Origin of the sequence: Streptomyces morookaense (assembly GCF_013030945.1) — a bacterium.
GTDB classification, from domain to species: Bacteria; Actinomycetota; Actinomycetes; order Streptomycetales; family Streptomycetaceae; genus Streptomyces; species Streptomyces morookaensis.
Genome location: NZ_JABBXF010000033.1, coordinates 1 through 21,329, shown reverse-complemented (window position 1 = coordinate 21,329; position 21,329 = coordinate 1). Strand labels below are relative to the sequence as shown.

Below are 21,329 nucleotides of genomic sequence, written 5' to 3'. Positions count from 1 at the left end.
CGTCCGCCCGCCGGTGCGAGCGGCCGCGATCGGCATCCGACGCGCACTCGAAGCCCCGGGAGCACGATGTGCGGACGTCGTCGTCGAGTGCCGGGAGCTTCGGTATGCAGATCGGTGTCGGCTTGCCCGCGATGATTCCCGGTGCAGGCCCGGAACACATCCTCGGGTGGGCCATGCAGGCTGAGGAGTCCGGCTTCGCCGGCCTGGGCGTGCTCGACCGGATCGTCTACGGGAACTACGAACCCCTGATCACGCTGGCCTCGGCCGCGGCTGTGACCAGCAGGATCCGGCTGACCACGACCGTCCTGCTGGGGGCCACCCGCGGCAGCGGCGCGGTGCTGGCGAAGCAGGCCGCGACGCTGCAACGGATGGCAGGCGGCCGGCTGACGCTGGGACTCGCCGTGGGCGGACGCGAGGACGACTACACGGCGACCGGCACGTCGTTCCGCTCGCGCGGCCGGGATCTGGACGCGCTCATCGGCTCCCTGCGCGACGTCTGGCAGGGCGGTACGGGCGCCGGGGCCGGACCCATCGGGCCGCCGCTGCCGGACGGTGCACCGCCCTTGCTGATCGGGGGGCATTCCGATGCGGCCATGCGCCGGTCGGCCCGCCATGCCCAGGGCTGGATCTCGGGAAGCGGATCGGCCGAACCGTTCGCCGACCGCCTGGCCCGTCTCCATCATGCCTGGCGCGAGGAGGGGCGTGCCGACCGCCCGCGTGTGGTCGCCCTCGCCTACTTCGCCCTGGGAGCCGGGGCCGTCGCGTCCGTGGAGCGCTATCTCGGTGCCTGCTACAGCGGTACGGGTCCCTATCTGCGCCGTGTCGTCGCCGAGGCCCTGACCACGCCCCAGGCCGTGGCATCCGCCGCGGCCGCGCACGCCGCGGCGGGCTGCGACGAGCTGATCCTCCTGCCCTGCGACGCGGACCTCCGACAGCTGACGCTGCTCACGGAGGCGCTGCGGGACCGCCTGGAGATCCTGTGACGCCGCGTACCGCCCTGGTCACCGGGGCCAACCGCGGTCTCGGGCTTGCCGTCAGCCGCCGGCTGCTGGCGGAGGGGCACACCGTCGTCACGGCCGCGCGCTCGCACGCGGCCGCGGAGGAAACCGCCCGCCGGCTGGGCCCCCGTGCCGTGCCCGTGGTGCTCGACGTCGCCGACGACCGGTCGGTGCGGGCCGCGCACGAGCACATCGGTCCCGTCGACATCCTCGTCAACAACGCAGGCGTCCTCCTCGACGACGGCACCCCGCCGCACCGGGTGCAGCCGCGTCTCGTCGCCGACACCCTGGCCGTCAACACCCTTGGCGCGCTGCGGGTGTCGCAGGCGTTTCTGCCCGGCATGCTCGACCGGGGCTGGGGCCGGATCGTGATGCTCTCCAGCGGTACCGGTGCGTTCAGCCACGGCCTGCACGCCGGCACCCCCGCCTACTCGATCTCCAAAGCCGCGCTGAACGCGGTGACCGTGCTGCTGGCCGCCGCCACGCGCGACAGCGGCGTCCTGGTCAACGCCGTCAACCCCGGGCGGGTCCGCACGCGCATGATGCCCGCCGCGACCACGGACCCCGAGGAAGCCGCCGCCGACATCGTGTGGGCGGCGACCCTGCCGGACTCGGGACCCCACGGCGCCTTCCTGCGCGGACGGCGCCGCGTCGACTGGTGAACGCGCGTCCCCGGCGCGCTTCCGGGCCGGGTGCGGCACCACAGCGGCCCTCCAACGGATCCGGATCGGCCCACCGGACCATGGCGCTCGCCGGGCCGTGACCAGGCCCGCCCAACCCGTTACGGAGGACCCATGGCCGGAGCCGACACCCCCCGCGCGTTCCCCTTCCACGTCGCCACGCCCGGCGAGGCGCTGGAGGTCTACGCGCAGCTGCGATCGGAGGAGCCCGTGGCCCGCGTCCGGCTGCCCGGCGGCCACACGGCCTGGCTGCTCACCCGCTACGAGGACGTGCGCACGGCCCTGACCGACCCCCGGTTCAGCAAGCAGGCCGCCACGGCGCCCGACGCGCCCCGTCTGCTGCCCATCCACCGCGGCTCCAACTCGTTGGTGACCATGGACCCGCCGGACCATACGCGGCTGCGCCGCCTGGTGTCGGGAGAGTTCACCCAGCGCCGTATGGCTCCCCTCCGCCCCCGGGTGCGGGAGATCGCCGCGGAACTCGTCGACGACATGCTGGCGTCCGAGGGCGGGACCGCCGATGCCCTGACCGCGCTCGCCCTGCCGCTGCCCATCCGGGTCATCTGCGAGCTGCTCGGCATTCCGGTCCACGAGCAGGACCGGTTCCGCCGGTGGAGCGACGGCATCCTGCTGGTGGCCGGCGGCGGACCCACGGCCGCCGCGGACGCCGCGGGCGCCCAGGAGGCGGCCCGCAACCTCATGGCGTACCTCGGCAGGCTGATCGCGACGAAGCGGGAGGTCCCCGGCGACGACCTGCTCACCCGTCTCCTCCGTGCCCAGGAGGAGGACGACGCCCTGAGCGTCGAGGAGCTGCTCACGTTCGCCATGACGCTGCTGGTGGCCGGCTACCACACCACGACCGCCGCGATCTCCCACCTGCTCCTGCACCTGCTGGACGACCCGAGCCGCTACGCGGCGCTGCTGGCGGCGCCCGAGGGGATTCCCGCCGCGGTCGAGGAGGCCCTGCGCTACAGCCAAGTCGCCTCGGGATTCGGTTCGTTGCGCATCGCGACCGGCGATGTGAAGCTGGGCGGGGTGACCGTGTCCGCCGGGGAGGCCGTCATCCCCCTGATGAACTCGGCCAACCGGGACGCCTCGGTCTTCCCCGACCCCGACCGTATGCAGCTGGACCGCGAGCACAACCAGCACCTCGCCTTCGGCGCGGGCATCCACTTCTGCCTCGGCGCACCGCTCGCCCGCATCGAACTGCAGGTGCTCCTGGAGGCCCTGGTCCAGCGCGGTGCCGTCCTGCGCCTGGCCGATTCGGCCCAGAACCTCACCTGGCAGCTGGCGACCGCCTTCCCGCGCCCCGAGCGACTGGATGTCCGCTGGTGACGGCGGACGGCATCGGCATCGGCGTGCTCGGCTGCGCCGACATCGCGGCCCGGCGCACGATCCCGGCCATCCTGGGCGCGGGCATGCGTCTGGCCGCCGTGGCGAGCCGCTCCGGCGACAAGGCCCGTGCCTTCGCCGACCGGTTCGGCGGCGTGGCGATCGCCGGCTACCGGCGGCTGCTGGAACGCGACGACGTGGACGCCGTCTACATCCCGTTGCCCATCGGCATGCACGAGGAGTGGGCGGCGGCGGCGCTGGAGGCCGGCAAGCACGTCCTGGTCGAGAAGGCCGCGACGGCGGACCCGCGGGCCGCCCGGCGCCTGGTGGGCCTGGCCGCCGAGCGCGGACTGCTGCTCATGGAGAACTTCACGTTTCTGCAGCACTCCCAGCACGCGGAGGTCGGGCGGCTCGTCGCGGAGGGCGCCATCGGCCGGCCCCGCCTGTTCACGGGGGAGTTCGGGTTCCCGCTCACGGACCGCTCCACCATCCGGCACCACCCGGAACTCGGCGGCGGTTCCCTGCTGGATGCCGGCTGCTATCCCGTTCGAGCGGCCCAGCTCTTCCTCGGCGGCAGCACGAACGTGCTCGGCTCGACACTCGACATCGACGAGTGCGCGCAAGTGGATGTCGCGGGCAGCGCGTTGCTCGGCGATGGGAACGGGATGGCGGCGCAGTGCTCGTTCGGGTTCGTCCACTCCTATCGCAACACCTATGCGATATGGGGTGAAACGGGACGTATTCAGCTGGGCTGGGCCTTCACCCCGCCCGCCACGACGCGTCCCGTCCTCAGGATCGAACGGCAGGACCACGTCGAGGAACGCGTCCTGCCGGCGGACGACCAGTGGGTCAACACGATCAGGAAGTTCGCCGACCTGACGACGCGGCCGGCCGAGCACGAGCGCGAGCACGGCCAACTGGTCCGGCAGGCCGCCCTCATGGAGGCCGTTGCCCGCTGCGCGCGCTGACCGGACGGCGAACAGGGCTGTGCACCATGCCCCGTGGCATGGTGCACAGCCCTTCCTGCGCTACGGCTTGACGACGAACGACATGAAGTGACGGTGGACATCGAGCTCCAGCACGTCGCCGAACACCTCGCGCAGGATCGCGGCGCCCTCCCAGCTCGTGATCAGCTGGGTGCGGTAGGCGCCGGTGCGCAGCTTCCCGCCGGACAGCCGGATGGCCGCGGCCGTGCCGAAGAAGCCGGCCGTGCGAGCGAGGTGGTTGAGCGTTCCGTACCGCCGGCGCTCGAAGTCGTGGAAGTGATCGCCGGTCCACAGGTTGCCGACGAGCACGCCGCCCGGTGCCACGAAGGTCTTCATGCGTTCCAGCACCTGGCGCACGTCGCCGAGGTGGTGGATGGCGTCCACGCACATCACGAGGTCGGCCGTGCCGACCTTGTTCTCCGCCCAGAAATCGCCGTAGACGAGCTCGAGGCCCTCGTGCGTGACGCGCTTGCGGACGATCTCGAGGCCCTGAGCGGAGATGTCCAGCGCCGTGATGGCCTTGGCGGCGGTGTTCTCCGCGGCCAGCCCGGTGAACTCGCCGGTGCCACAGGCGAATTCGAGGACTCTGCCGGTCTCGGTCCCGTAGCGCTTGAGGTAGCCGGCGATCGTGTCCTTCTGCTCCAGGAAGTGATCGCGGAGCAGTGGGTGCTGCTCCGCGGCGGCCCGGTCCCAGAACCGGGCCGCCCAGTAGCGGCGGCCGTCCGGCGGAACGTCCTTGAGCAGCGACTTACCGGACCTGGCGAGCAACTCGGCGAGCATGATCGTCCTCGTTCTGCGAAGTGGAGTGGACTTCTGACACGCCGGGGAGGGCCGCTCGGGGCGTTGCCTCACCGCCAACTGTCATCGCCGCCCATCCTGAGGACCCGGACTCGAAAATCCTTTGGGATTCGATGAGTCGGCCTTTCGCCCGTATACGGGTTTTGCCGCCCCGCGGGGGTCGGGGCGGCAAAACCGGTGAGGGGCCCCGGAGACGGGGGCGTGGTGCCTCAGGAGAAGGTGAGCACCACGCCCGCACCCTGGGCGCCGGGGTGGGACGCGTCGGTGGCGCCGATGTAGCAGTGGCCGGAAGAGCAGTCGACCTTGGACGTGCCGCTGCCGCCGGCCATGTTGCTGCCGGTGAACTGCTTGTGCACGGTGAAGGTCGCCTTTATGCCGCCCTTGGCGTCCGCCGCCGCGGCGACCAGGGCCTGCTTGTCGCAGGCCGTTCCCTGGGGCTTGTCCCCGTCGCACTGGAGAAGCACGATCGTCGAGCCGGGCTTGTAGCCGCTTCCGGAGACGGTGACCGACTGGCCGTCCGACAGCGACGAGTTCGGGCTCACGCTGAGCGAGGGCGCCGCGGAGGCCGAGGTGCTGAGTGCCAGGGCGGCGGCGAATCCGGCGCTCGCCAGGGCGATCCCCTTGCCGACCGTGCGGGCCTTGATGCGGTGCTTCATGTGAAGGACTCCTGTTCTGCGACGGTGCTGCGTTGCGGAACCGAGTCTGTCCCGGGACCGGGAGGCGTCACGAGGTTCCAACGGACGAATTCGCAGGTCCATCGACCGGAGGACGTGGGTGTCCTCCGGTCGGCACGGATTCCCGAGCCCGCACGGCCTGCGAGACGGCGTTTCGAATGGAACTTGAAGTGACCGCACGAACATCGGCTTCGGCGCAGCCCGGTCGGCTCGATGCGGGCGCAACCGGACCCATGGTGAGGACGCGCCCCGTGAAAGGAGCCACATGCTGACGGGCAACCGACCCCTTTCGACGTCCCACGGGCCGCGTGTCGCCTATCCGGACGGCGTCCGTGTCGAGGAGGTCGTCGCACGCCGGGCCGCGGAGCTTCCCCACGCGGTGGCGCTGCGGATGCGCGACACCGACGTCACCTATGCCGAACTCCTCGCCGAGGCCCACACCGTTGCGGCCCGGCTCACGGACCTGGGGGTGGGCGCCGGTGACGTGGTGGCCGTGCGCGCAGCACGCTCTCCGCGCCTGGTGAGCGTGCTGCTCGGCGTCCTCATGACGGGCGCGGCCTACGCATGCGTCCCCGTGGACTGGCCGCAGCGCCGCCACCACGCCCTCCTCCGCCGGACCGGGGCGGTGCTGTGCCTGGCGGACGAGCCGGCGGAGGCGCCGTCCGACGTGCCCGTCGTGGGCATCGCCGGCCTCTTCCTCCCGTCGGCGGAGGACCTCGGGCCGACCGCGCCACGGCGTCGTGCGGAGGGCGACGCGTGCTGTGTGTTCTTCACCTCCGGAACCACGGGCGAGCCCAAGGCCGCCCTCGCCCCGCATCGGGGCATCGTGCGCACCGCACTGGACCCGGCCCACGTCCTGCCCGGGCCCATGGTGTCGCTGCAGATCGCCTCGCCCGCGTGGGACGTCTTCGCCCTGGAACTGTGGGTGCCGCTGCTCGGAGGCGGCACCTGCGTCATCCATGAAGGCAGCCATCTGACCGGCGCCGACCTGCGGGCCCATGTACGGCGCGGGGTCAACACGGTTGCCCTGCCGGCGACGTTGTTCAACGCGCTCGTCGAGGACGACCTCGACGCGTTCACGGGACTCCGGCTGCTGCTGACCGGCGGTGCCCGCGCCTCTGCGGAGCACATCGGACGCTGCCGCGACGCCCACCCCCGGCTGAGGGTGGTCAACGACTACGGACCGGTGGAGAACACCATCAGCACGGCGGCGTGGGTCGCGGAGGGCGACATCCCCGACGAGGTTCCCATCGGCACCCCGGTGGCGAACACGTCCGTCCACCTCCTGGACGAACAGCACGCAGTCGTGCCCCGTGGGGAACGAGGGCAGTTGGCGGTCTCCGGCGACGGGCTGAGCCTCGGCTACCTCGGTGACGACGCGGAGACGCAACGGCGGTTCCCCGTCGTCCCCCTCCCCGGCGGACCCCGACGGGTCTACCTCACCGGTGACATCGCCCGCATGGACGACGACGGCCGGCTGTTCTTCCTCGGCCGCCGCGACCGCCAGTTCAAGGTGCGCGGCCTGCGCATCGAGGCCGAGGAGATCGAGCGGCTGACCGAGGCCGTGCCGGGTGTCGTCCGTGCCTGTGCGCTGGCACTTCCGCTGGACGCTCCTGCGAAGACGCAACTCGCCGTCTTCTACGTCGGCGCACCCGCGGCCGTTCCCGCCGACGACGTGCGCCGTGCACTCCGCATCAGCCTGCCCGCGGCATTCGTGCCGGACCTGCTGATGCCTCTTGCCGAGTTGCCTCTGGGCGTCAACGGCAAGATCGACCAGCGCGCCCTGGAAGCCGTGGCGCAGGGTGCGGGCGGCGGTCAGGGCGACGCGGACGAGCGGGAGTCCGGCGACGGCACGGTGACCGGCGTCGTCCTCGAGACGGTCGCCGAACTCCTCGGCCACCCCGTCTCGCCGTCCACGGACATCTTCCGCTGCGGGGCGACGTCCCTGACCGCCATCCGTCTGGCCACCAGGCTGGGCTCGCGGCTCGCGCGGCGCATCGGAGCGTCCGACGTGCTCACGGCCCGCACGCCGCGGAACATCGCCGACCTGCTCGACACATGCCCGCCGGACACGGCCCGCACGGCGCCCGACGATGCGGAACGGGACGGCCGGCCACGGCGCGTCCCCCTCGTGCAAGGCGGCTTCTGGGCCGCGTCCCGAGACGCCGGGCACCTCGACGAGGACATCATCCCCATGGTCTACCGGCTGTCGGCGGAGGTCGATCCGGCCCTGCTCGGTGCCGCGGTCGACGCGGTCGTCGCACGCCACGAGGCGCTGCGCGCCCGTTTCTCCGACGGGCCGCGACTGCCCGATGTACACATCGTGCCCGCCGACCGGACGGGACCGCTTCTGGACACCCGGCCCGCGGTGGCGACATCGCCGGAGGCGGAGGCCGACGCCCGTGGGTGGGTGCTGCGGCCCTTCGACCTGACGTCGGAACTGCCCGTCAGGGCCGCCCTGTTCCCTGTTGCGAACGGCGAGTCACTGCTGGCGATCGCGGTGCACCACATCGCATTCGACGGATGGTCGTGTGCACTCCTTCTCCGCGACCTGGAACGGGCCTACACGGCACTGGCCGCCGGACTGCCCGCCTTCACCGACACCCCGGCGTCCTACTACCGCGCGGCCGCCGACCAGTGGGACCGCTTCCGGGAGAACTACCCGCAGGCGGTGTGGTCCTGGATGAACCGCGTCCGCGGAGCCGGTGAACTGCGGTTCCCGCTCGGCGCGCAACGGCCGTGGAGCGGTCCCGCGGCGGAACTCCCTCTGAAGATCACCGAGGACCTGCGCGACCGCGTCGACCGGGCGGCCGCCGCCGTCGGCGCCACCGGCATGGCGGTCTACCACGCCGCGTACACACGGCTGTTGCGCTCCTTCACCGGCTCCCCGGAGCCCGTGGTGGCGGTGCCGTCCACCGGTCGCTTCACCGAGGAGACGACAGCCGTGGTGGGCTGCTTCGCCAGTATGCTGCCGCTGCGTGCACCCGGTACGGCGCAATCGGCCCGCGAGCTCGTCCTGAGCGCGGCCGAGCAGCTGCGCGAAGCGATGCACCCACCCTTGGTGCCGCTCGAGGCGATCATGCCCGAGCTGCCCCAGGGCTCCCACCGCCACCCTCTGCTGCAGGCCTACCTGCTGCAGGTCGAACTGCCCTCCCGCCGCCTCGCGTTGGGGAACGGCAGCGCCGACTACCTGTACCTGGCGCCGGAGAGGGCGCTGCCGGAACTCACCGTGGAACTGTGGCTGCCCCCGGCGGACGGCGGAGTCCTCAGGTACCGCACGGACGCCGTCCCCGAGGCAGAGGCGGCCGGACTCGCCGAGCGTCTCCTCGCGGAGGTCCTGAGCATCTGCGAAGAGCTTGAGCGCTCCCCGCAGCACACCGAATCCCGCACATCAGCGGACAACACCCATCTGAAGGAGGAGCGGTGACGGATACGTCGACCGCCGACATCCAGCAACTCATCGCCGGCGCCGGTGACACCCCCCGGGCACTGCGCCGGGCCGTCGACCACGTCGGCCCGGCGCGCGCCGCCGAACTGGCCGTGGAGGAGATCCGGACGCGCATCGACGTGCCGGTCAACCCCCACGAGATCCGCGTCGGACTGCGCATCGAGCACGACGGTTACGACACGGCCACCGACCGCACCCTGACCCTCACCGCAGGCCGCCCCGTGCGCGTGGACGAGGGCATGCAGGAGAGCTGCGAGGTGCGCATCGTCTACCGGCTCAAGGACCTGGTGCGCGAACTGTGGGGTCCGGACCTCGCCCGCACCGCCGGGACCCGGCGCATCGAGCTGGCCACGGCGCATGACACGGACTTCCCGCCCCGCGAACTGCAGCCCTCGATCGCCTCCGCCACGTCGACCGTCATCGACGCCCTGTCACCGCGCACCCCCGACCTCGGCACCCTCGCGCTGCGGCACGGTTCCGACAAGTGGGGCCAGGTGCACTGGTTCACGCCGCACTACGAGCGGCACTTCGCCCCCCTGCGCGACACTCCGGTGCGCATCCTCGAAATAGGCGTCGGCGGCTACGCGGACGAGGAGTCCGGTGGCGGATCGCTGAAGATGTGGCGCCGCTACTTCCGCCGCGGCACGGTCTTCGGACTCGACTACTTCGACAAGTCCGCACTCAACGGGCCGCGCCTCCAGATCCTGCAGGGCGACCAGAACGACCCCGCGGGACTGGACGCGCTGGCCCGGGAGCACGGTCCCTTCGACATCATCATCGACGACGGCAGCCACATCAACGAGCACGTGCGCACCTCGTTCACGGCGCTCTTCCCGCACCTGCGGCCCGGCGGCTTCTACGTCATCGAGGACCTGTGGACGTCGTACCTGCCCGGCTACGGGGGCGACGACCGCGACCTGAACGCTCCCCACACCATGATGGGACTCCTGAAGTCCCTCATCGACGATCTGCACCACGAGGAGCGCGAGAGCGCCCCCGACCGCGCCCTCAGCCAGACCGAGGCGTTCCTGACGGGCATGCACGTCTACCACAACATCGCGTTCCTGGAGAAGGGCGTCAACGCCGAAGGCGGCATCCCACGGTGGATGCCGCGTGCGCCGCACTGGTGATGCGGCGCCGGAACGGGCCGGTCAGGCGGGAACGGGAGAGTCCAGGTAGCGGCTGATGACGTTCTCGAAGTACCGCGGACCGAGCCCGAAGCGCTGCTCTATGCCCGGCAGCAGGCGTGCGAGCTTCGCGATCGACACCGGCGCGGCAGAGCCCTGGCCCGCCGGTGCAACGGTCTCCCGGCGGGCCTTCATCCCCAGCTGCTGCTCGATGTACGCCACGACGTCCTCCACCGGAACGGAGAAACCCGAGGCGAGATTGACGGTCTCCCCGCTGACTCCCGCCTCCAGCAGACCGTCCATGGCCGCGCGGGCGTGAGCGACGTCGAGCAGGTCACGGTGCGCCCCGCTGTGGACGCGCACCCGTCCCGAACGGACCTGGGCGACCAAGGACGGCAGCAGCTGGTGGGGCCTCTGCGACGGACCCACGAGGTTCGTCATCCGGCAGATGAGGAAATCGACGCCGGAACGGGCCACCGCCACTTCCATGGCCAGCTTGTGCCGGCCGTACGGCATCGAGGGGAAGACGGGCCCGTCCTCCACGGCTGCGCCCTCGACCGCTCCGTACATGGCGGACGAGGCGGTCGAGAGGAACACCAGCCGCCGGCCCGAACTCCGGCAGGCGCGAATTGTCTCGTAGAGCTGTTCCGCGTCCCGGCCGAAGTCGGCGGACGAGGTCGCCGTGGTGGACGCGACTCCGGTGGCGTACACCACCACGTCCGGGTGCCGGTGCGCGATGGTGCGAAAGTTCTGGGCGACGAAACCCCGGCCGATGATCTCCATCGATCCGCTCCTCACTGTCAGGTCGGCGTGCCAGGGTGCTTCGGGCGGAAGCCGCCTCCGGGCACCGAGGCGGCCCTGCGGTCGCACGCGCCGCCACCCGGCGGCGCTCGGCAGCATGCTGGCTCCCCGCACTCGAAGCCTTGTCCAAGTCGGTTGGGACGCACCGGACGACCCGCCTGCCCCGCCCCGTGTCCATCGATCGAAGGACACGGGTACTCCTTCGACCGCACGCTGTGCCGAACCGAACCGAAGATTAAGGTCCATTGATGTGTTGACTGACCGAGTGATTCAGGCACGAAACGTGCGAAAGAGCTATGGCGAGCGTGTCGTCCTGGATGTGGACGAACTCAGCGTGGAAAAGGGCGAAATATTCGCGCTGCTCGGCCCCAATGGAGCCGGCAAGACCACGTTCACCGAAATCCTGGAGGGTCTGCGCTCGCACGACAGCGGCGAGCTCAGCGTGCTCGGTGAGGACCCCCGCCGCGCAACGGCGGCCTGGCGCACCCGGGTCGGTGTGGTGCTCCAGGATTCCCAGGACTATGCGCAGTTGACCGTCCGGGAAATTCTGGAGCACTTCGCATCGCTGTATGCGGGAGCCCGTGACGTCGCCGAACTGACGCACGCGGTCGGTCTGCACGAGCAGCGGGATCAGCTCGCCCGTCAGCTCTCCGGCGGTCAGCGCCGCCGCCTCGATGTCGCACTGGGCCTCGTCGGCCGCCCCGAGGTGCTTTTCCTCGACGAACCGACCACCGGTTTCGACCCCGAAGTCCGCCGGCAGTTCTGGGAATTGATCCTGGATCTCCGCCGCGAGGGCACCACCATCGTGCTCACGACCCACTACCTCGACGAGGCCGAGCACCTCGCCGACCGGGTCGCGGTCATCTCCGCCGGGCGCATCGTCGATGTGGACACCCCGCAGCGGCTCGGCGGCCGCCACCTGGCCAAGGCGGTCGTCGGCTGGAACGACGAGCACGGGGCCCACCGGATGGAGACCGAGGACCCCACCGGCGCCGTGCTGGAGCTCGCCGGCCGCTACGGCGGCGACGTTCCCCAGCTCACGGTGACGCGCCCCACCCTGGAAGACATCTACCTGCACATGATCGGAGACAACGCGTGAGCGCGTCCGCGACCAAGGAGAGCATCACGGCCCCGCGGCTTGCGCTGCCGTTGTGGAAGGTGGCCGTCGCACGCAGCACCCTGGAGATCAAACAGTTCTTCCGCGAAAAGGGCCAGGTCGTCTTCACCTTCGGGATGCCCTTGCTCATGCTCGTCCTGCTGGCCTCGATCTTCAAACAGCACATCGCCGACACCGGCGTCGACGCCCAGCAGATCTACGTCACCGGCATGCTGGGCGTCGGCATCATGGCGACCAGCTTCCAGAGCATGGTCCTGCAGGTCGTCGGTGAGCGGGCGAACGGCACCCTCAAGCGTCTGCGCTCCACGCCCATGCCCAAGAGCGCCTACTTCGCGGGCAAGGTCGCGGTGGTGCTGGTCTCCAGCCTGGGACAGGCCGTCATCCTGCTGGGTCTCGGTACCGCGTTCTTCGGCCTGAAACTGCCCACGGATCCCGCCCGTTGGCTGACGTTCGCCTGGGTCTTCGTCCTCGGCATCGTCAGCTGCACCCTGCTCGGTCTCGCCTACAGCAGCTACGTGCGCCCGCAGAGCGCAGGCGCCATGGTCTTCCTGCCGGTCATCGTGCTGCAGTTCATCTCCGGTGTTTTCATCCCCTTCAACCAATTGCCCCACGTCCTGCGCATCATCGCCTCGTTCTTCCCCATGAAGTGGATCTGCCAGGGAATGCGGTCGGTGTTCCTCCCCGACACCTTCCGGCCCTATGAGCCCGGCCACAGCTGGGGGCACGGACAGATCGCATTGGCGCTCGGTGCCTACGCCGTAGTGGGATTGCTCGTATGCCTGAAGACGTTTCGCTGGAAGAGCCGCAACGACGGGTGACCGTCCCCACCGACGCGGAGAACGGGGCCGGCCGGCCGGGCGGCCCCGCTCCCGGAAACCTGCAGCAGCCCCCCACCGCCGCCGCCGAGGAGGACAGCGGCCAGGGGTGGCTGCTGCGCATCATTCTGGGCTGGCACGCTTCCTTCACGTTGATGGGCATCGTCCTGGAGGTGCTGCTGTGGGCCGATGACGCTCCCTGGTTCGCCCACCTGGCCCTGGCCGGCCTCGCCGCCTCGTACATCACGCTGGGCGCCCCGGCCCTCTCGGGCACCCGGCCCCCGTGGTCGGGCCGGGTGTTCCTCGCGATCGCCTATGCGGGAACCCTGTTCCTCACGGCGATCGACGACCGGGCTCCCATCGCCCTCTACCTGGTCCTCCCCATCAGCTTCGCGCTGCTCTCGCCGATCAGCCTCGCTGCTGCCTGTGGCGCGGGCGTGACGCTGCTGAGCGATGCGATCTACCTGCGGCACCATGGCTTCGCCGCGAAGGCGATCGGCGAAACCGCTCTGCAGAACGCCACGACCTGGCTTTTCGCACTGCTCGTCGGATTCTTCGTCACCCAGCTCCTGGTCGAGAACCGCCGCCGTGGCGAGCTGATCGCCCAACTCGAGGAAAGCCGTGCCCTGCTCACCTCCGCCTACCACGAGGCAGGCGTCATGGCCGAGCGACACCGCTTGGCCCAGGAGATCCACGACACCATCGGGCAGGGCCTGACCAGTACCCTCATGCTCATCCGCGCGGCCGACGCCGCCGCGTTCAGCGACCCCGGCAGGGTTCGTGAACGCCTCGCACTCGCCCAGAAGACCGTCAGCGAGAACCTCGCCGAAGCCCGCGCCGTGGTCACCTCCTCCGGCCCGCTGCACCTGCGCAGCGCCCCCCTCGACACCGCGATCAAGAACATCACCGCCCGCCTGGGCGACGAACTCGGCATCGTCGCCGAGGCGCACATCGCCGGCACCCCCCTTCCCCTGGACTCCGCGGTCCAGGTCGTCCTGCTGCGGTGTGCCCAGGAGGCCCTCGCGAACGTGCGCAAGCACGCCGGCGCAGGCGACGTGCGGGTCCGGCTGAGCTACCATCCGAAATCGGTCCTCCTGGAGATCACCGACGACGGCAAGGGCTTCGACCCCGAACAGACCCAGGGGTTCGGCCTGCGGGGCATGCGGTCCCGTGCCGAACAGGTCAACGGGACGGTGAACGTGGAAAGCCGCCTCGGTGAAGGCACACGCGTCACGGTCGAGGTGGCCTGGAAGCAGTGAGCGGGGGACGTCCAGGGAAGAGCGCGAGCGAGGGGGCGTGGCCGTGGCCATCAGGTTGCTGATCGCCGATGACCATCCGGTGGTGAGAGCCGGGCTGGTGGGACTGCTGGCCGGCGAGGACGGCCTGGAGATCGTCGGCGAGGCGGACAGCGGGACGGCCGCGATCCGCCTCGCGGACGAACTGCGCCCGGACGTCGTCCTCATGGACCTGCGGATGCCCGGGCTCGACGGCGTGGCGGCCACCGCGCAGATCTCCGTCCGGTGCCCGGACGTCCGGGTGCTGATCCTGACCACGTACGACACGGACTCCAACATCGTGCGCGCGGTCGAGGCCGGTGCCGCGGGCTACCTGCTCAAGGACGCCACGCCGGACGCCCTGACGGCGGCCATCCGGGCCGCTGCCGAGGGCGACACCGTCCTGCCGCCGCTCATCGCCGCGAAACTCGTCAATCACGTGCGGGCCCCCGTCCAGGAGACGCTGACCGCCCGCGAACTCGACGTCCTGCGGCTGGTGGCGAGAGGCCTGACCAATGCCGCCATCGGCCGGCAGCTGAACATCGGCGAGACGACCGTCAAGACCCATCTCGTGCGCATCTTCGCCAAGCTCGACGTCGGCGACCGCACCGCCGCCGTCACGGTCGCCCTGCAACGCCGCCTGCTCACCGACGTCTTCGAGGCGCGCGGGTAGGCCCGCCTCCCCGGTGGATCGGTTCCCCGCCGCACTTCGAACCGGACGACAGAAGCTGAACCTCCCATGACGATGATGAGAGGTGCAGCAACAGTGGTTCTCCCTCCCGCGGTTCACGAGCCGCTTACCCCCCGGGGCACGGCGGAGCGGTGCCTGGAGTCCGCCCGTACGTCGACCACTCCGGGCACGGGCGGCCTTCCGGAGATACGCCAGTGGCTCGAGGAACGGGCCCGGGTCAATGAATTCACCACGACCCCGGTCCCGTTCGCGCAGCTCGACGGCTGGCGCTTCACGGACGACACCGGCGACCTGGTGCACCGCAGCGGCGGTTTCTTCCGCATCCGCGGTCTCGACGTGTCGGGCGCCGACGGCCCCGTGCCGCACTGGTCCCAGCCGGTCATCGACCAGCCCGAGGTGGGTGTCCTCGGGATGCTCGCCAAGGAGATCGACGGCGTCCTCTGCCTGCTCGTCCAGGCCAAGATGGAACCGGGCAACATCAATGTGCTGCAGCTGTCGCCCACGGTGCAGGCCACGCGCAGCAACTTCCTGCGCCTCCACGGCGGTGCGGCCACCCGGTACCTGGAATATTTCACCGAGCCGGGGCGTGGCCGGGTGCTCGCCGACGTACTGCACTCGGAACAGGGCGGAAGCTTCTACCGCAAGCGCAACCGCAACATCATCGTGGAGACCGACGAGGACGTCGTCGTGCACGACGACTACCGCTGGGTGACGGTCGGACAGCTCCACGCCCTGCTGCGCGAGGACAACATGGTCAACATGGACGCCCGCACCGTGTTGTCCTGCCTGCCCCTGAGCGCGCCCGCGGCGGCCTTCGACGACGCGGCGCAGTCGGAGACCGCCGCCATCCAGAGCTGGCTCAACAACGCCAAGAGCCGCTCGTCACTCGTCTCCCGGCTCGTCCCGCTCGCCTCCGTGGACCGGTGGCGGCGCTCCGAGGACGCCATCAGCCACGAGGAGAACCGCTACTTCCAGGTCATCGGGACCATGGTGCGTGCGTCGAATCGTGAAGTGACGTCCTGGGGACAGCCGTTGATCGCCCCCCGGGGGAGGGGCGTGGTCGCCTTCCTCGTCTGCCGCACCCGCGGAGACGTGGAGGTCCTCGTCCACGCCCGCGCCGAGGGCGGGACTCCGGACGTCGTCGAACTGGGGCCCACCGTCCAGTGCGTGCCGGACAACTTCCACGGCCTGCCGGCGGGTCAGCAGCCCCGCTATCTGGATCTGGTCCGCGAAGCGGCACCCGGGGACATCCTCTACGACACCCTCCTCTCCGAGGAGGGCGGCCGGTTCTACCAGGCGGAGAATCGCTACCTCGCCGTCGGAGTCGATGACGAGGTGCGGTCGTCCACGCCACCGCCCGGATTCCGGTGGATGGCACTGCGCCAGCTGTACGCGCTGGTGCGGCACGGCGGCTACCTCAATGTGGAGGCCCGCAGTCTGCTGGCCTGCCTGCAGCCGATGGTGTAGGCGGGCGGGCCCGGCGCGTCGTACCGAACGCCGGGCGCGCCGGGCCTCACCTGCCGTTCCGCTGCAGCAACGGCTCCCACCAGGCCCGATTGTCCCGGTACCACGCCACGGTCTCGGCGAGGCCGCGTGAGAAGTCGTAGCGCGGTGTGTAACCCAGCTCGCGCCGGGCCTTGCTCCAGTCGACCGAATAGCGGCGGTCATGGCCCTTGCGGTCCGCGACGTACTCGATGCGGTCCGGCCCGGCTCCGCACGCCTCGAGCAGCAACCCGGTCAGCTCCCGGTTCGTGAGCTCCGTACCGCCGCCTATGTTGTAGATCTCGCCGGCCCGTCCGTGCTCGAGGGCGAGCAGGATGCCCCGGCAGTGGTCGTCGACGTGCAGCCAGTCCCGGATGCTGAGCCCGTCTCCGTACAGCGGCACCTTGCGCCCCTGCAGGAGGTTGGTCACGAACAACGGGATGATCTTTTCGGGGTACTGGTGCGTCCCGTAGTTGTTCGAGCAGCGTGTGATCCGCACGTCCAGTCCGTGGGTGCGGTGGTATGCCAGTGCGATCAGGTCACTGGCCGCTTTCGAGGCCGCATAGGGCGAGTTGGGCTCCAGCGGGTGCTCCTCCGGCCAGGAACCGGAAGCGATCGACCCGTAGACCTCGTCCGTCGAGATGTGCAGCACCCGGCCCACTCCGGCGCGCAGCGCCGCGTTCAGAACCGTCTGCGTTCCCAGAACGTTGGTGTGCACGAAGTCCCGTGCCCCGTCGATGGAACGGTCCACATGGGACTCCGCCGCGAAATGCACCACGGCGTCCTGCCCCGCGACGACCCGCTCCATGAGCGCGGCGTCCGTCACGTCCCCGAGCTCGAAGCGGAATCCCTCGCTGTCGCGGACCGCCGCGAGATTCGCCGGATTTCCCGCGTACGAGAGGCTGTCCACGGCGGTGACGAGATGGCTGTCGTCCGTCCGCGTCGGATCGAGCAGCATGCGCACGAAGTGCGAACCTATGAATCCGGCCGCGCCGGTGACGAGAATCTTCATGCGCTGATCCGAGCCGTGCTGTGGTCGCCGAGGACCAGCCGGTGCGCCCGGGGGGTCCAGGGCGCCGACGTCACCTGGGTGTTGCGGCCGATGAGGGAGGCCTCGACGCCGTGGACCCCCTCGATGCGGGAGTCCCGCAGGACGATCGAGTACTCGATCTCGCTGTCGATGATCTGGCAGTCCTCGGCCACCGACGTGAACGGTCCCACCGTCGACCCGTTGATCCGGGCCCCGCTGCCGATCACGACAGGGCCGATGATGCGCGAGTTGCGGATCTCGGCGTTCGGTCCGACGGAAACCCGCCCGAGGATCTCGCTGTTCTCGTCGACGGTCCCCTCATGGCGCGCGGGCAGTCTCTCCAGCACGATCCGGTTCACCTCGAGCAGGTCGTCGACGGTGCCGGTGTCCTTCCAGTACCCGTCGATGAGCGTGGAGCGCACGTCGCGGCCCTGCTCGATCAGCCACTGAATGGCATCGGTGATCTCCAGCTCGCCCCGGCGCGACGGTGTGATGCTCGACACCGCCTCGTGGATCGCCGGTGTGAACAGATAGATCCCGACCAGTGCCAGATCGCTCCGGGGAACCCGGGGCTTCTCCTCCAGCCGCACGACCTTGCCGTCGCCGTCGACCTCGCCCACACCGAACGCCGACGGGTCGGTCACCTTCGTCAGCAGGATCTGGGCATCGGGCCGGGCGCCCGTGAACTCCGCGACGACCGGCTCGATGCCGTCGATGAGGAAGTTGTCGCCGAGGAACATCACGAAGTCGTCCTCGCCGAGCCACTCACGCGCGGTCAGTACCGCGTGCGCCAGACCGAGAGGCTGCTCCTGGCGCAGATACGTCACCGTGATCCCGAAGGCGGAACCGTCTCCGACGGCGGCACGCACCTCCTGATCGGTGTCGCCGGTGATGATGCCCACCTCGGTGATGCCCGCCGCCGCGATCGACTCCAGGCCGTAGAAAAGTACGGGCTTGTTGGCGACGGGCACCAACTGCTTGGCCGACGTGTGCGTGAGGGGGCGCAACCGGGTTCCGGCGCCCCCGGACAGGACGAGTGCCTTCACGGATACTCCTAGAGCGAGAGGGATCGACGTGTGGCACATGCCGGCCATCCCCTCCCTGCACCAGGGTTTCCACCGACGCCGCCACGCCCTGATGCTCCCTGTCGCCCTTCGAGTCCTTCTTGAGAAAAATTGGGACGCCCCGCGGTGGCCTTATCGGAGGCTCACCGCGAGAGCTGCGATGTCGTCGTCGAGCAGGCCGTTGCCGTACTGCAGAAGATCGCGGTGCAGCCGGTCGAGCAGGTCCCGGGGCCCGGGTGCCGTCTGCTGCCGCATCCAGTCCGTCAGCGGGAAGAAGTCGCCGTTCCGGTTGCGGGTCTCGGTGACACCGTCGGTGTAGAGCAGCAGCTGGTCGCCGGGGGTGAAGTCGAACACGTCGACGCTGTACTGCTCGCCGATCAGATCCGCGAGGTTGAGCAGCGGGGACGGCACCTTGGGCGTCAGCACGCGCAGCCCCCCGCGGTTGAGGAGCAGCGGCGGGGGATGCCCGCAGTTGAGGATGCCGATCCGGCCGCCCTCGTGCGGGATCTCGACGAGGAGGGCGGTGATGAAGCGCTCCAGCAGGTCCTCGGGGGCGAACGTGGTGCTGTACCGGGTGCTGCTGGCCTCCAGGCGGCGCGCGATGCCGCTCAGCCCGTCCTCGTCGTAGGCCGCCTCCCGGAACGCGTTGACGACCGCCGCTGCCGCCCCCACCGCGGGCAGCCCCTTGCCGCGCACGTCGCCGATGAGCAGCCGGACCCCGTACGGGGTGTCGGCCGCCTCGTAGAAGTCCCCGCCGATCCGGGCCTCCGCCGCGGCCGCCACGTAGAGCGCCTCGACCCGGATCTCCCGGAAGCAGCGCGGCATCGGGCTGAGGACCACCTTCTGCGCCGCATCGGCGACGAGCCGCACCTGGAGGAGGGACTGCTCCCGCTGGAGCCGGACGTGGCTGCCGTAGGCGGCCGCCACGGTGACCGCGACGATGCCGGCGCCCGTGTACCAGACCCCCAGGTCGGGGAAGACGATGCCGAGCCCGATCATGAGCAGCAGACAGACCGTCCCCAGCAGCACGGTGGGCAGCACCGGCCACATGGCGGCGGCGAGCGCGGGGGCCGCGGGCAGCAGGCGGCTGAAGGCCATGCTCCGGGGCGTGGTGTAGGCCACGCTGGCGATGACCACGGTCAGGAGCACCGGCGACAGCAGCACAGGGGGCCACCGCCCGTGGGGCCGGCGGGGATGCGGCCGTCCAGGCTTGATCACGCTGCATATCATATCGACACAATCCGGACATGGGTCGGTGGCCGGCGCGGTCGCGGGGACCGGGGAACGCCGAAGGGCCCCGCTGCAAGCAGCGGGGCCCTTCGACATCGTGCCCGGTGAGGCACTGGCGGAGGATACGAGATTCGAACTCGTGAGGGGTTGCCCCCAACACGCTTTCCAAGCGTGCGCCCTAGGCCTCTAGGCGAATCCTCCGCGGCAAACAATACAAGACTCGGAGGAGTGCTCGCGAACCCGTTCCCCGAGGAGGCGATCTTCGGGCACGAGGGGTGGTTCCGCACCCCCTGGGATCCGCTAGGGTGGAGGCAAGCCCCTCACGTGGCGCTATCTCACCGAACTCCCCCAGGGCCGGAAGGCAGCAAGGGTAAGTGGGCTCTGGCGGGTGCGTGGGGGGCCCTTGTGTTTCCGGGGGTGCGGACGGGGGCCGCGGGCCGGGAATCTGTGAGGGAGACCACTTGTCGGTGGGGCCCGATATCGTCGTAGGTGTGTCGTCCCTCGCGCTCTACCGCCGCTACCGTCCCGAGTCCTTCGCCGAGGTCATCGGGCAGGAGCATGTCACCACCCCGTTGCAGCAGGCCCTGCGGAACAACCGGGTCAACCACGCGTACCTGTTCAGCGGGCCGCGCGGCTGCGGCAAGACGACCAGTGCGCGCATCCTCGCGCGCTGCCTGAACTGCGAGCAGGGGCCGACGCCCACGCCCTGCGGCGAGTGCCAGTCCTGTCAGGACCTCGCGCGCAACGGGCGCGGGTCGATCGACGTCATCGAGATCGACGCCGCCTCGCACGGTGGCGTGGACGACGCCCGTGAGCTGCGCGAGAAGGCCTTCTTCGGGCCCGCTTCCAGCCGGTACAAGATCTACATCATCGACGAGGCGCACATGGTCACCTCGGCGGGCTTCAACGCCCTGCTGAAGGTGGTCGAGGAGCCGCCGGAGCATCTGAAGTTCATCTTCGCGACGACCGAGCCCGAGAAGGTCATCGGCACCATCCGGTCGCGTACGCACCACTACCCGTTCCGGCTCGTCCCGCCCGGCACGCTGCGCGACTACCTGGCCGAGGTGTGCGGGCGCGAGGCCATCCCCGTCGAGGACGGCGTGCTGCCGCTGGTCGTGCGGGCCGGCGCGGGGTCCGTGCGTGACTCGATGTCCGTCATGGACCAGTTGCTGGCCGGTGCCGCCGAGGACGGTGTGACGTATGCCATGGCGACGTCCCTCCTGGGGTACACGGACGGCTCGCTGCTCGACGCCGTCGTCGAGGCCTTCGCCGCGGGCGACGGCGCCGCGGCCTTCGAGGTCGTCGACCGCGTCGTCGAGGGCGGCAACGACCCGCGGCGCTTCGTCGCCGACCTGCTGGAGCGGCTGCGCGACCTCGTGATCCTCGCCGCCGTGCCGGACGCGGCGGAGAAGGGGCTCATCGACGCCCCCGCGGACGTCGTGGAGCGGATGCAGGCCCAGGCCTCGGTCTTCGGCGCGAGCGAGCTCAGCCGCGCCGCCGACCTGGTCAACCAGGGGCTGACCGAGATGCGCGGCGCCACCTCGCCGCGGCTGCAGCTCGAGCTGATCTGCGCGCGGGTGCTGCTGCCCGCGGCCTTCGACGACGAGCAGTCGGTGCGGGCCCGGCTCGACCGGCTGGAGCGGGGCGCCGGTTCCGGTGCCCTCGCGGGCGGCGGGCCGGCCATGGGGTACGTGCCCGGGCCGCAGGGCCACGAGCCGCAGGCTCCGGCCGGCGGGCTCTCGGGCCCGGCTGCGGCGCGGGCTGCCGTCGCCGGGGGAGCCC

General features: G+C 70.6%; 18 protein-coding genes, 1 tRNA gene and 1 other RNA gene. 13 read left to right on the top strand and 7 right to left on the bottom strand.

Features of this window, described 5'->3' with window-relative positions; all coding sequences use genetic code 11:
* Positions 1-104: 104 nt before the first annotated feature.
* The 4 genes from HG542_RS15905 to HG542_RS15890 all read left to right on the top strand — a co-directional run bounded on the left by HG542_RS15905 (position 105) and on the right by HG542_RS15890 (position 3,978).
* The gene (locus HG542_RS15905) at positions 105-983 is read left to right on the top strand and encodes an LLM class flavin-dependent oxidoreductase (protein ID WP_171081924.1); all 879 of its coding nucleotides are present in this window, start codon (positions 105-107) and stop codon (positions 981-983) included.
* Complete coding sequence (locus HG542_RS15900; RefSeq protein WP_171081922.1) at positions 980-1,660, top strand: SDR family NAD(P)-dependent oxidoreductase; 681 nt, start codon at positions 980-982, stop codon at positions 1,658-1,660. Before HG542_RS15905 ends, HG542_RS15900 begins: the two co-directional genes overlap by 4 nt.
* Before the next feature lie 132 nt (positions 1,661-1,792).
* Entirely contained in the window at positions 1,793-3,013 is a 1,221-nt protein-coding gene (locus HG542_RS15895; RefSeq protein ID WP_171081920.1) for a cytochrome P450, read from the top strand.
* Entirely contained in the window at positions 3,010-3,978 is a 969-nt protein-coding gene (locus tag HG542_RS15890) for a Gfo/Idh/MocA family protein (protein ID WP_229922665.1), read from the top strand. Before HG542_RS15895 ends, HG542_RS15890 begins: the two co-directional genes overlap by 4 nt.
* Before the next feature lie 60 nt (positions 3,979-4,038).
* Here HG542_RS15890 and HG542_RS15885 read toward each other — a convergent pair whose 3' ends face one another.
* Positions 4,039-4,776 (bottom strand): class I SAM-dependent methyltransferase, encoded by a 738-nt coding sequence (locus tag HG542_RS15885; RefSeq protein ID WP_218039041.1) that lies wholly within the window; start codon positions 4,774-4,776, stop codon positions 4,039-4,041.
* A 227-nt stretch (positions 4,777-5,003) separates the two neighbouring features.
* Positions 5,004-5,450 (bottom strand): enediyne antibiotic chromoprotein, encoded by a 447-nt coding sequence (locus HG542_RS15880; protein ID WP_171081918.1) that lies wholly within the window; start codon positions 5,448-5,450, stop codon positions 5,004-5,006.
* Between the two features lie 283 nt (positions 5,451-5,733).
* Here HG542_RS15880 and HG542_RS15875 point away from each other — a divergent pair, with 283 nt between their 5' ends.
* Positions 5,734-8,895, top strand: coding sequence for an AMP-binding protein (locus tag HG542_RS15875; protein ID WP_171081916.1), 3,162 nt, complete (start codon positions 5,734-5,736; stop codon positions 8,893-8,895).
* Positions 8,892-10,046 carry a class I SAM-dependent methyltransferase gene (locus tag HG542_RS15870; protein ID WP_171081914.1) on the top strand — a complete coding sequence of 385 codons (1,155 nt, stop codon included), beginning with the start codon at positions 8,892-8,894 and terminating at the stop codon, positions 10,044-10,046. The genes HG542_RS15875 and HG542_RS15870 overlap by 4 nt, the downstream gene beginning before the upstream one ends.
* A 21-nt stretch (positions 10,047-10,067) precedes the next feature.
* Here HG542_RS15870 and HG542_RS15865 read toward each other — a convergent pair whose 3' ends face one another.
* Complete coding sequence (locus HG542_RS15865; RefSeq protein WP_171081912.1) at positions 10,068-10,826, bottom strand: NAD-dependent epimerase/dehydratase family protein; 759 nt, start codon at positions 10,824-10,826, stop codon at positions 10,068-10,070.
* Positions 10,827-11,127: 301 nt separating this feature from the next.
* Between HG542_RS15865 and HG542_RS15860 the strand changes: the two genes are divergently transcribed.
* From HG542_RS15860 to HG542_RS15840, 5 genes are all read left to right on the top strand, one after another.
* Positions 11,128-11,943, top strand: coding sequence for an ABC transporter ATP-binding protein (locus HG542_RS15860; protein WP_229922666.1), 816 nt, complete (start codon positions 11,128-11,130; stop codon positions 11,941-11,943).
* Complete coding sequence (locus tag HG542_RS15855; RefSeq protein ID WP_171081911.1) at positions 11,940-12,779, top strand: ABC transporter permease; 840 nt, start codon at positions 11,940-11,942, stop codon at positions 12,777-12,779. Before HG542_RS15860 ends, HG542_RS15855 begins: the two co-directional genes overlap by 4 nt.
* Positions 12,737-14,035, top strand: coding sequence for a sensor histidine kinase (locus HG542_RS15850; protein WP_171081910.1), 1,299 nt, complete (start codon positions 12,737-12,739; stop codon positions 14,033-14,035). Before HG542_RS15855 ends, HG542_RS15850 begins: the two co-directional genes overlap by 43 nt.
* A gap of 43 nt (positions 14,036-14,078) precedes the next feature.
* Positions 14,079-14,723: a response regulator gene (locus HG542_RS15845; protein ID WP_171081909.1), complete on the top strand. Its 645-nt coding sequence runs from the start codon at positions 14,079-14,081 to the stop codon at positions 14,721-14,723.
* A gap of 93 nt (positions 14,724-14,816) precedes the next feature.
* A complete protein-coding gene (locus HG542_RS15840; protein ID WP_229922667.1) occupies positions 14,817-16,208 on the top strand; it encodes an NDP-hexose 2,3-dehydratase family protein in 1,392 nt (463 codons plus the stop codon).
* A gap of 46 nt (positions 16,209-16,254) precedes the next feature.
* Here the strand turns inward: HG542_RS15840 and rfbB are convergent, their stop codons facing one another.
* The 4 genes from rfbB to HG542_RS15820 form a co-directional block, all read right to left on the bottom strand.
* Positions 16,255-17,235, bottom strand: a complete 981-nt coding sequence (rfbB, locus tag HG542_RS15835; protein ID WP_171081907.1) for a dTDP-glucose 4,6-dehydratase — start codon at positions 17,233-17,235, stop codon at positions 16,255-16,257.
* Positions 17,232-18,299 carry a glucose-1-phosphate thymidylyltransferase gene (locus HG542_RS15830; RefSeq protein WP_171081906.1) on the bottom strand — a complete coding sequence of 356 codons (1,068 nt, stop codon included), beginning with the start codon at positions 18,297-18,299 and terminating at the stop codon, positions 17,232-17,234. Before HG542_RS15830 ends, rfbB begins: the two co-directional genes overlap by 4 nt.
* A gap of 150 nt (positions 18,300-18,449) precedes the next feature.
* A complete protein-coding gene (locus HG542_RS15825; RefSeq protein ID WP_229922668.1) occupies positions 18,450-19,535 on the bottom strand; it encodes a PP2C family protein-serine/threonine phosphatase in 1,086 nt (361 codons plus the stop codon).
* A gap of 125 nt (positions 19,536-19,660) precedes the next feature.
* Positions 19,661-19,748 (bottom strand) — tRNA-Ser (locus HG542_RS15820).
* A gap of 111 nt (positions 19,749-19,859) precedes the next feature.
* On the opposite strand from HG542_RS15820, the gene ffs reads away from it, so the two are divergent.
* Together ffs and HG542_RS15810 are read left to right on the top strand one after the other, a co-directional pair.
* An RNA gene (ffs, locus tag HG542_RS15815) (signal recognition particle sRNA small type) lies at positions 19,860-19,954 on the top strand.
* Positions 19,955-20,038: 84 nt separating this feature from the next.
* Positions 20,039-21,329 (top strand): DNA polymerase III subunit gamma and tau (locus HG542_RS15810; protein ID WP_171081902.1); only part of this gene is annotated, 1,291 nt, incomplete at its 3' end.